Below are 3,405 nucleotides of genomic sequence, written 5' to 3'. Positions count from 1 at the left end.
CAACTTCTATTTCGCCCTCGACGCCCGGCTGAAACAGGAGATACACCAGCTCGAGGAGGCCCGCTCCTACGCCCTGGCCAACCCCGAGTCACTCCTGGTGGCCCAGGTCGGTGGCGTGGAGGCCTACGACGTCCTGATGGGCCATCTCCGGTTCCTCGCCTCCTACGTCGAGGTGGGGGGCGAGCTCCTGGTCCCGGCCAACGTCGTGCGCGCCGAAATCACGGATCCCGATGCCTTCCAGGCCGCCACGGTCATCCGAGGCGGGGTGGGACCGGCCCCCGTCGTCAGCCGGGGGAACGATAGCTACCCCTCCGAGCTCTTCCAGGCGCCGGACTGGGTGCGGCGGACCAGCGAGGCGGCCGCCGGATTCTACCGCGGCTACGACTGGGCCAGCCGCGTCAAGTTCCGCCTGACCGATCGGGATCAGGCCCTCGAGGCGCTCATCATCACCTACCTCCTGGGCACCGGCGAGCTGCGCTCCAGTTGGAACCGCTTGGATGACGCCTTCGCCTTCCAGTTCGGCGAGGCCGACGACTTCGACGTGGATACCCTGGACGAGCTGATGCGCGAGTCCTACGGCGCCGACGTCACCCTGGCCGAGCTGGCCGATCCCGAGGGGCTGGACCGCTTCACCGAGGCCGTGGCCGGGCTTCAGGCCAAGATTGCCGAGGACAAGCCCGAGGAGATAGAGAAAGAGCCGACCTTCGCCCTCTTCTCCGAGCGGGCGTGGCCTCTGGAGGCCTACCTGGCCACTCTTCGCAGCCCCGCCGTCGGGACGGTCGAGACGCGCCGCCCGAGCGCGGGCCTGTTCGACATCGCCGCCGCCGACGGGAGCGAGGCGGCCTGGAAGCAGCTCTTCGACGCGCAGGGCGAGGGTGGCTACGCGGGTTTCGAGGAGGCGCTGAACGCGGTCAAGGCCGATCTGCGCCGTCACGACGACGGGCTTTTCTACGGTTGGATGCGCGCCCTGCGGCCGTTCCTCGCCACGTCGGAGTCGGCGGACGCCCCGGAGGAGGAGGAGGGGGTCGGACCGGCGGCGGACATCGCCGCCCTGCGCGCCGCCTACTCGTTCTGCGGCGGACTGCTGGCGCTGACCACGGAGCCGGTGGAGTTCGAGAGCGAGCCTGCGGCGCCATTTTCGATCGGGACGACCGGCGAAACACCGGCGCTTCCCCTGCCGTACGTTTACGTCGAACCCTGCCCGGAGCTTTTCGAGCGTCTGGCGGGGCTCGTCAAGAGTCAGCACGACCTGTTGCGCGAGAAGGGGCTCTTTCCCGAATTCGTGCCCCTGGCCGGGAGCGAGGCGCTGGCCGCGGTCCAGGCGGCCGCGCTGGCCCGCGAGCAGGAGAATCCCACGGCCGAGGAGCTCCTGAAGGAGGCCCCTCCCGCCGAGGTGGGTTACTCGCCGGGAACCACCTGCGCCCGGGTCGGGAACTTCGAGGCCGACGGGGGGTACCTGGCGCTGGGGCTGGGCAATGCCGAGGAGCTGCTGCGAATCGTGCCCAGTCCCGAGGGCGGCCGTCTGCTCGTCGTCGGCGCCGCTTACGGGTACTACGAGATGGGGCGCCGGACGCCCATGGTCCTCTCCGACTGGCTGGCTCAGGTAACGGCCGAACCACCGCCGATACGCCCGGGGTGGACCGCCTCCTTCGCCCCCGAACCCGGTAACCGGATGAGCGGGACGGAGAACGTTCCGAACGAGACGAAGGGGTAAAACCCTGGTGGGCGATAACCGCTGCGTGGCTTTTTTCGCTAACAACACCGCCGGTGAGTAGGATTACGAGGTCCGGCGTAGAATCATCGAGGCGCTGGGCCGCTACACGGGCGAAGAAGCGGCCTCCGCCATCGGTTACCTCGTGGATACCTGGCGCTCGGACGATTACCGGCTGCGCGCGCTGGCCCTCTCCTCATGGAGGAATACCGGGGGAGCCCAGTCCGCCCTGGCCGACCGCGCCGTCCTGCTGCTCGAGGACGACCCCTATCCGCAGGTGCGGACGGCCGCCGCTGGTGCGCTGCTCGGCGTTGAAGCCGTCCGGGGGCGCTACGACTACTTCGGTCGGGTGTACGAGGTGTACCGGAACGAGACCGACCCCGGGGTGAAGGGCGCCCTTTTAAGCGTGCTGGGCTTCATCGGCGTCCCCGAATCCCTGCCGATTCTCTCCGAGGCCCTGGAGGACCCCGCGCTTTTCCGCGCCGCCATCGGGGGGCTCGGCTACACGGATGCCGACGAGAGCCGGAGGCTTTTGCGCAACGCTTTCTGGAGCGGCGAGGCGACCAACGAGGACCGCCTGGACGTCCTGGAGTCCCTCGCCCGCCTGGCGGACGACGAGACCGTCAAGCTGGCGGAATGGCTCCTGGAGCACGATCCCACCGGCGACGAGGCCGAGGTGCTGGCGGCCCTCTCCCTCCACCCCGATCCCGCCGGAATCGGGATGGTGGGGGACCTTATCCGGCGCGACCCCCCGCCGCCCACCGAACAAATGTTCGCCGCCTGCGGTCTTTTGGGGCGGATGGCCGTCGCGGCCGAGGCCGACGGGGATCGGCGCCGGTCCGACGACGCGCTTAAGGCGCTGCAGGAGGTCTATTACGGGGCGTTCGACGGCCCGGTGTACGACGCGGTGACCGCGGCGCTCGTCGGGGCCGTGGGCGACGCATCCCGGCTCGAGCCGCCGGGCGCCATGCTGAAGCGGGTCGAGCACGCCGACGCCCTGTCCGCCTTGGGCGACCTCTATGCCGCGAAGGGCGACACCCGGACCGGTGGTGAGCTTCTGGAATATCTCGGGGAGGAGCCGCCCCTGGCGAAATGCCTGGTCGTCATCGAGACGCTCGGGAGGCTGGGTTATTCGGGCGCGGTACCCCTCCTTTCCACCTACGCCCGGGAGACGAAGCCCGGCACGGTGGAGACCTCGTCGGCCGCCCTGCGGTCCCTGGGGCGGATCGGTGACAGCCGCGCCGCGCCGGTTCTCGCCGAGGTGCTGGAGGATCCCGCCGCCGTGCCGGCCAGGCTGACCGCCGCCGCCGAGGCCGCCGTGGACGCCGGCGACCCGAGCCTCGTGTACCCCCTGATGGAACTTTTGGAGCTGGGAGCGGATTGGCAGACGCGGTCCGCCGCCGCCCGGGCCCTGGGCGTCCTGGGGAGCCCGGAAGCGCTGGCCGCCGTGGGGCGGGGCATGGCCACGGATCCCAGCAAGACCGTCCGCGGGGAAGCCTTCCTGGCCTACTGCCGCCTGACCGACGAGGAGGGGCTCCCGCTCCTTTTCACCTTCCTGGCCGGACACGACATCGGTCTGGACGACGAGGCGATGGGCGCGCTCGCCGTGCTCTTCGACCGGCTCGGCGGGGAGCTGATGCAGGGGCTGCTGGACCACCCCGAGCCCGAGGCGCGCCGGCTCACGGTCTGGGATC

At 70.3% G+C, this 3,405-nt stretch carries 2 protein-coding genes; both read left to right on the top strand.

Annotated features, from left to right (window positions below):
- A partial coding sequence (locus NTW26_09410) for a DUF3160 domain-containing protein (protein ID MCX7022470.1) occupies window positions 1-1,714 on the top strand: 1,714 nt, incomplete at its 5' end.
- A 142-nt stretch (window positions 1,715-1,856) separates the two neighbouring features.
- Window positions 1,857-3,405, top strand: a 1,549-nt coding sequence (locus NTW26_09405; protein ID MCX7022469.1) for a HEAT repeat domain-containing protein, incomplete at its 3' end; no start/stop codon positions are given.

This window comes from bacterium, assembly GCA_026398675.1.
Taxonomy (GTDB): Bacteria; RBG-13-66-14; RBG-13-66-14; order RBG-13-66-14; family RBG-13-66-14; genus RBG-13-66-14.
The sequence above is the reverse complement of the archived record's forward strand: the minus strand, read 5'-3'. Positions and strand labels throughout refer to the sequence as shown.